Origin of the sequence: Okeania sp. SIO3I5 (assembly GCF_010672085.1) — a bacterium.
In the GTDB taxonomy this organism is placed as follows: domain Bacteria; phylum Cyanobacteriota; class Cyanobacteriia; order Cyanobacteriales; family Microcoleaceae; genus Trichodesmium.
Window position 1 is genome coordinate 1 of record NZ_JAAHHT010000343.1, and the last position, 7,671, is coordinate 7,671.

The 7,671-nt window shown below is 38.8% G+C and carries 4 protein-coding genes and 1 CRISPR repeat array; of the genes, 3 read left to right on the top strand and 1 reads right to left on the bottom strand.

Annotation, left to right across the window (positions count from 1 at the left end):
- Positions 1 to 398: 398 nt before the first annotated feature.
- Positions 399 to 2,162 carry a pyruvate kinase gene (gene pyk / locus F6K40_RS37180; RefSeq protein WP_293144315.1) on the bottom strand — a complete coding sequence of 588 codons (1,764 nt, stop codon included), beginning with the start codon at positions 2,160 to 2,162 and terminating at the stop codon, positions 399 to 401.
- A gap of 1,080 nt (positions 2,163 to 3,242) precedes the next feature.
- On the opposite strand from pyk, the gene crtR reads away from it, so the two are divergent.
- The 3 genes from crtR (at position 3,243) to F6K40_RS37195 (ending at position 5,719) form a co-directional block, all read left to right on the top strand.
- On the top strand, positions 3,243 to 4,118 hold the full coding sequence (crtR, locus tag F6K40_RS37185) for a beta-carotene hydroxylase (protein WP_293144318.1): 876 nt from the start codon (positions 3,243 to 3,245) through the stop codon (positions 4,116 to 4,118).
- 401 nt (positions 4,119 to 4,519) lie between these two features.
- Positions 4,520 to 4,909, top strand: coding sequence for a hypothetical protein (locus F6K40_RS37190; RefSeq protein WP_293144321.1), 390 nt, complete (start codon positions 4,520 to 4,522; stop codon positions 4,907 to 4,909).
- Positions 4,910 to 4,960: 51 nt separating this feature from the next.
- The gene (locus F6K40_RS37195) at positions 4,961 to 5,719 is read left to right on the top strand and encodes an SDR family NAD(P)-dependent oxidoreductase (protein WP_293144324.1); all 759 of its coding nucleotides are present in this window, start codon (positions 4,961 to 4,963) and stop codon (positions 5,717 to 5,719) included.
- Positions 5,720 to 6,531: 812 nt separating this feature from the next.
- Positions 6,532 to 7,111: a CRISPR direct-repeat array (repeat unit 36 nt; unit sequence GTTTCCATTAATTCCGCTTCGGGTGAAGCACTAGAG).
- The last annotated feature ends 560 nt before the right edge of the window (positions 7,112 to 7,671 follow it).

Here is a 7,671-nt window from a genome sequence, read left to right on the forward strand (position 1 = left end):
TGTATTCAACCGGATTTGATATTACTCCTTACTCCTTACTCCTTACTCCTTACTCATTACTCATTACTCATTACTCATTACTCATTACTCCTCAGTAATACGATAACTAATTACCCGGATTCTATATTATACTTCTACTTTTCTCCTGACTCCTTTCTCCAGAAATTCTGAGGACCTACGGACGTTCGCATTTTTGTTATGCAACCTCCCTACCTCCTGACTCCTTGATAATTATTTATAAGTATTCAACCGAACATGATATAAGTCCTGATCAATAAAAAAAATGGTGCGTTACGACGGATTGTGAAATGCTTTTCACCATCTAGATTTTAGCCGTAAATACGCACCATACAAATTTGGCACAAAATTCGCTGTGTCAGTCCACTACTGATAACTGATTACCTTTGACTAGCTCCAGAGTAAACCACACCTCTTTGAGTATCCAACGTCAAAATTGCTCCATCCCGCACCACATTGGTAGCATCCTTCACTCCCACAATTACTGGTAACCCCAAACGCAAACCAATAATTGCAGCATGACTGGTGACACTATCTTCTTCCGTTATGACTCCAGAAGCTTTTCGCATTGCCTCCACAAACTCGGCATTTGTCTGATTAACCACCAAAATTTCTCCTGGATTAAAATCACGAACCTCCGTCGCATTGCGAGCAACCCTGGCGCGACCGCTCACAGAACCCTGACCAACTCCAGTACCTTGACCCAAAACTGCAGTTACTACCTCAACTTTAATTAAATCTGTTGAACCTGCCACACCTTGCAAAGTACCCGCAGTCATCACTACTAAATCTCCATCAACTAATAACTCCTTTTCCTGAGCTACACTAATTGCTGATTGGAAAGTCTGACCAGTGGAAGACAACTCTAACACTAATAATGGTCTCACACCCCACACAAGTTGTAACTGTCGTGCCACATCCACATGGGGAGTCACTGCTAAAATAGGAGTTCTTGGTCGAAACTTAGATACATTTCGTGCGGTTGCACCTGTTTTTGTCAAGCTCATAATAGCTGCTGCATCTAAATTTTGTGCAATCTGACTAACTGCATGACTAATAGCATTCGGGATCGAATGACCTGTATCATTCACACTCGAGACATTACAAGTGATAACTTCTTGCTCAATTCTTCGGGCAATAGTTGCCATTGTGGCGACAGCTTCCACAGGATACTTTCCTACTGCCGTCTCATTTGATAACATTACGGCATCTGTACCATCAATAATTGCGTTTGCCACGTCAGAAATTTCGGCGCGGGTAGCGCGGGGGTTATTCACCATGCTATCTAACATTTGGGTAGCAGTAATTACAGGAATTCCTATCCGGTTAGAAGTAGAAATTAGTCGTTTTTGCAGCAACGGTACATCCTCTGCTGGTAGCTCTACTCCCAAGTCTCCACGAGCAACCATCACTCCATTACACAAAACCAAAATTTCTTCCATTTGTTGGATCGCTTCGTGTTTTTCGATTTTGGCAATTACAGGAACTTTTTTCCCGGCATTAGCAATTAGTTGTTTAATCTCTAAAACATCCTGGGGGTTACGCACAAAACTTAGTGCTACCCAGTCTACCCCTTGATCGAGACCAAACATTAAATCTTTTCTGTCTTTGTCTGTCAGTGCTTTAATTGATAGATAAACTCCCGGAAAATTGACACCTTTATTATTAGAAAGAGTACCACCAACTACCACCCGACAATGTAGTTGTTTCTCTACTTTATCTACTTTTTCTACCAACATTTCTACTTTGCCATCATCCAGGAGAATTTTTGCTCCTTCTGGCACTTCATCTGCCAGAGGTTCATAAGTTACAGAGGAAATTTCTTGAGTTCCTGGCATCAAGTGACTCGTCAAAATAAAGGGGTCTCCACGCTCTAAAGATATGGAACCTGTTTCAAATTTTCCTAATCTAATTTTTGGTCCTTGAAGGTCTTGTAGAATAGCTACCGGTTGATTTAGTTCAAAAGAGGTTTGTCGGATGAGGCGAATATTACGTTGATGATCTTCATGGGTTCCGTGGGAAAAGTTCAGTCGCAGGGTTGTAGCGCCTGCTTTGATTAGTTCCCGCAGTACATCAGGTTGACTTGTAGCTGGGCCAATGGTTGCTACTATTTTGGTTCGACGCAGACTGTTTTGTAGTTCCATGAGTTTAGGGTGTTAGTAGATTAGATAGGATAAATATCTTGATTTTTAATTATTTGTATACATTAATTACTTGATAAACACTCCTTCAAAAAACAAAAATTTAGATTTTTTTAATCTTAGGGAGTAGGGAGTAGTTAATTTATCAGGACTTACGCAAAAAATGGAATTATACACTATCTGTAAGGGCGAATGGCATTCGCCCCTGCTAGATATGGTGGTTCTGCGTAAGTCCTGTTTATCAAACAGGATTGGGTCTAAAACCCCGTTACAAAAATAACTTCTGTACGGGCGAGAAAGAGAATCGCCCCTACTGACTTCTGACTTCTAACTTCGTTAAGGGTAGGGACAGGAGCCAGTAGTTTTCGGGGTATTTATAATTCATTTGTAGGGGCTTTCTGGCATTCGCCCTCACTACGCAAATCGACCTTTTAAGCACCATTTGTAGGGGCTTTCTGGCATTCGCCCTTACTATATATAGAGTCTCTGCGTAAGTCCTGATAGTTTGATTCAACAACGTCAATAAACATAGTTAATAAAACAAACACTCAGGACTCAATAGGATCATTTTTTGATCTGCGAGAAGAGGATTTTAACCCCTAGCTGCTAAAAGCTGATAGCTAGTTAACTTCTCAACGAAGTTCGAGTTTGACCTAATTTATTAGTTAAAATACTTGTGTAAGATTGACACTTTAGACTAGCATAATCAATTAGATTTCAGTTTGAATATTAAGGATTACTTTTGACTCTTAATATTATTTAGTCATTCCCAAGCCGTATTTAATCTCATAGACCTCTCCGAAAATTAAAAATGGAATCAATTCTTATCCAGAAATTATCAATTACTTCTTCCTGTTCCCTGTTCCCTGTTCCCTGTTCCCTCTTTTCCGGAGAGGTCTAATTAAGTTTTGGGATTTTGATTAACGCTATGGGGATCGTCCCTAAATTTTTTGATTTTTTCTCTTGACAAAAATGCTAATTATCCTATTTACTTAAGACTGTTTCATATATCTTTACAAAAAGTTGTATGTATCGTATGCTACCAGAAGAAGTATTAATTAATATTAAGGAGTGAAAATAACAATGTTAGAGGCAGGACTGCAAACAACAGTCCCAAGAGAGTTACTTGGCCCTTCTGGAGGGTTAAATACTAACTTACTCATGTTTTTGAGTGCTTTAGGAATAGTTGTTTTATCAACCTGTGGTTACTTTTGCTGGCACTTTCCTGGATGGTGCTGCTTCTTAATGAATGTAGTAGCCTTACATATAGCAGGAACAGTTATTCACGATGCGTCCCATAATTCAGCCCATAAAGACCACTTAGTTAATGCTATTTTAGGTCATGGCAGCGCTCTACTTTTAGGTTTTGCTTTTCCAGTATTTACACGAGTACATCTACAACATCACGCCCACGTTAACGATCCAGAAAATGACCCAGATCATTTTGTTTCTACTGGTGGCCCTCTGTGGCTAATTGCAGCTCGTTTTTTTTACCATGAAATCTTCTTTTTTAAAAGACGACTTTGGCGAAAGTTTGAGTTATGGGAATGGTTTTTCAGCCGTTTGGTGGTCTTCATTATTGTAGGGTTATCTATATATTATGGGTTTGTGGACTATATTTTAAATTTCTGGTTTTCCCCTGCTTTAGTAGTAGGTATAGCTCTAGGGTTATTTTTTGATTATTTGCCTCACCGTCCTTTTGAGGAGCGCGATCGCTGGCACAATGCTAGAGTTTATCCCAGCGCCATTCTCAATATCCTAATTGGTGGACAGAACTACCACTTGATTCACCATTTATGGCCATCTATACCTTGGTATAATTACAAACCTGCTTATGAAGTAATGAAACCACTTTTAGATGTTAAAGGTTCTCCTCAATCTTTGGGATTGTTGCAAGGAAAAAACTTTTGGAGTTTTCTCTATGATGTTTTTTTAGGAATTAGGTTTCATAAACATTAGCAGTTTCCACAGCAGTTTCCACAGAAATAAATAAGAAAATTAGTATGAGGAAAAATTGCATCTCATCAATAATTTTTGGCAACTCTCTAAAATATTTTTGTTAGTTACTATCATTAATTTTTCCGATTAATTAGTTTTCTGTAATGATAAAACTTTGGTAGCACAGGCATCTTGCCTGTGAAACTACTTGATTCTTGATGAAATTTGCTGTCACAAAAATAACTTTATTTGATTGGTACTCCTGCATAGTAATGGTATACAGGAACAAGGAATATCTGGCAGGGGAGCAAGATGCTCCCAATCCCGTGCCTTGTAAAAAAATAATTACAATTTACAACCATTACCATACACCATAACCATTTGATTTTGATAAAACTCCATTTTTTTCCTAGAGAAAATTTATGAATAAAAATGTAATTATCAGATTATGTATTTTATTAATTTTTTTAGGTGGAATATTTATAGGATTATGGTTAACACTGCAAAATAGTGACCCTCTTCAGCAAGCCAAAATATTAGAAACAGTCTATAGGAAAGGTAACTATATTGAAGCAGGAATTTGGTTTATTTTTGCAGGTGCTTTTGCTATATCTGCGATTAACAATCGTGAGTTAGTAAGATTACATAGAATAGTAGCAACATTCACATTTTTATTATTTGGTTTATCCGATATTGTAGAAGTGCAAACTGGAGCTTGGTGGCATCCTTGGTGGTTATTTGTTTGGAAAAGTTTATGTGTTTTATCTATGTTTTGTTTGCTGATATCCCATTTAAAAATTAGGTATAAATAATTTTATAAATATAAGATTACCAAATAATTCGGTAGAGAGTAAGAATAAAAAATGATTGACTTAAGTGGAAAAGTTGTTTTAATTACAGGTGCATCTAGTGGTATTGGTGCTGCCACAGTAGAAACTTTGGCAAAGGCAGGGGCAAATGTTATTTTGCACTACTATCATAAACAACAAGCAGCAAAAACTATAGCTGATAAAATTGGTCAAGATAAATGTTATTTATTAAAGGTAGATTTAGCTGAAAAAAATGCTGCTGTGAAATTGTGGCAAGAAGCGATCGCCTGGAAGAATCATATTGATATTTTGGTGAATAATGCTGGTATTTTTGTGAGTGCTAGTGTAGATGATGAAATAGATATTTGGACTGATGCTTGGCAACAAACTTTACAAGTAAATTTAATCGCAGTTGCCGATCTATGTCGAGAAGCAATTCGTCATTTTCAGACTCGTAAAGGCGGTACTATTATTAATATTGCCAGTCGTGCTGCTTTTCGGGGAGACGATGCCGAACATATTCACTATGCTGCTAGCAAAGGCGGTGTTATTTCTTTAACTCGTACTATTGCTCGTGGTTTTGCCAAGGATAATATTTTAGCTTATGCGATTGCACCAGGGTTTGTTCGTACTGAGAGAGTAGAAAGTTATCTGCAAGAAGTGGGTGAAGAGTTTGCTACCCGCGATATTCCTTTGGGTAAGTTGGCAACACCAGAGGACGTTGCGAATGTGGTAGCTTTTTTGGCATCTGGGTTAACTCCTCATACCACAGGAGCAACTATTGATATTAATGGTGCTTCTTATGTCCGCTGAGTTTTTCAGTTATCAGTTATCACTCAGAAATTATCTCAAATCCGGTAGCATCGGTATTATTCAGTATAGCGCTACGCGCTAGGGAATATGGTATTACAGACAGGACTTACGCAGTACCACCACATATAGTAGGGGCGAACGGCCGTTCGCCCCTACATCTGGTGTATAATCCAATATTTTGCGTAAGTCCTGTCATGTCCGGTTGAACAGTTATAAATAACGAGGGAGGAGTCAGGAGACAGGAGACAGGAGACAGGACGGAAGAGGAGAAAATTTTGGGATATGAAGGAGGAGCAAGTTTTTTGATCACTAATTATCCGGACATGATCAGGACTTACGCAGTACCGCTGTATTTAGTATGGGCGAATGCCATTCGCCCCTACGGATGGTGTATTATTTAGTATTTTGCGTAAGTCCTGATGATATTACAGAAATATTCAGCTAGTAATTATTTAATTTCATTTTTTTAGTATAGCAGGTTGAAATTGGTATCATATCAAATCCGGTTAAACAGTTATAGATTGCTTCAGTCTTGATTGAGTAATGAGGTAGGGACGTTGCTTGAGCATTAATGCGTTTTCCTTACGGAATGCTACTATTCCATGTCGCGCAGCGTTAGCGGAGCGAAAGCGTCAGCAAAACGTCCGTACGGAGTAATGAGTAAGGAGGGGAGAGAATTACAAAGATTGAGTAATTATGACGATTTGAGATTTTTTTTATGTCCAATCAAGCGGATTTGATATCAGCAACAAAAAAAGCTAACTTTTAACAGTTAGCTTTCTTTTTTTTAATTTGCTTGCACCTCCGCAGATATTTCCATTAATTCCGCTTCGGGTGAAGCACTAGAGAAAAGCAAAAATCAAGATTGATGAGCAAGGCGCAGAGTTTCCATTAATTCCGCTTCGGGTGAAGCACTAGAGAATATTATAGGGGTTGCTGAAATTTTTGGGGACAATAACGTTTCCATTAATTCCGCTTCGGGTGAAGCACTAGAGCAATTATAATAATGCCAGTATCCAGTCCAACGACTCAGTCGTGTTTCCATTAATTCCGCTTCGGGTGAAGCACTAGAGTAAGAATACTTCTGCTAATGGATGCTCCCATCGACACAGTCCTGTTTCCATTAATTCCGCTTCGGGTGAAGCACTAGAGTTAGTGACCTCCAGCCAGGAGGTTTTTTAGGAGGGGTAGACTTTAAGCGGTTTCCATTAATTCCGCTTCGGGTGAAGCACTAGAGAGGCATTGTACAAAAATTTATTTGGCTCACCAAAGCCAAGAAGTTTCCATTAATTCCGCTTCGGGTGAAGCACTAGAGCACGATTTAACTTTCTCCAAAATCTCGGCTAATTAATTTTAGTTTCCATTAATTCCGCTTCGGGTGAAGCACTAGAGAGTTCGGTTTTAGAACAACGACAGATCAAGGCTTTTAGCCCCCCAAATCGACGCACCCCTTTGATAAAAAAATCAACAAAGCAATTTTTGCCAAAATGACGACCCTCAAACCCCCTCCTAGCATGGCATCGACGCGGGTCAACGAAAGAATCAGGGTTTCAGCGATTCTGGGAGGTGCGTCGATGGGGTCCCATGCAAAGATGAAAAACCACCTATTAACCACTCCTAAAAAACTAGAAATGACTAAAAAGACACTACTATTCATTTATCGAGGTTCTTAATACCATTCTCCTTACTTTTAATATTAACCTTAAGGATACAAATTGTCAACCCCCAATTTCAGCGATCAGTTATAGCAAAATCCCCCCACCCCCCTTTGAAAGCTATGCTTTATAAACATCTTTCTTAACATAAAACTTGATAACATAAACAAGTTATGTTTAAGTCTTGAATCGGCTTTTTCAGGAGAAAAGAGTATTTTTCAATACACTTTTTTATCAATGTAGACAGAATTCTTCCTCCCCATCCTCCCCATCCTCCCCATCCTCCCCATCCTCCCC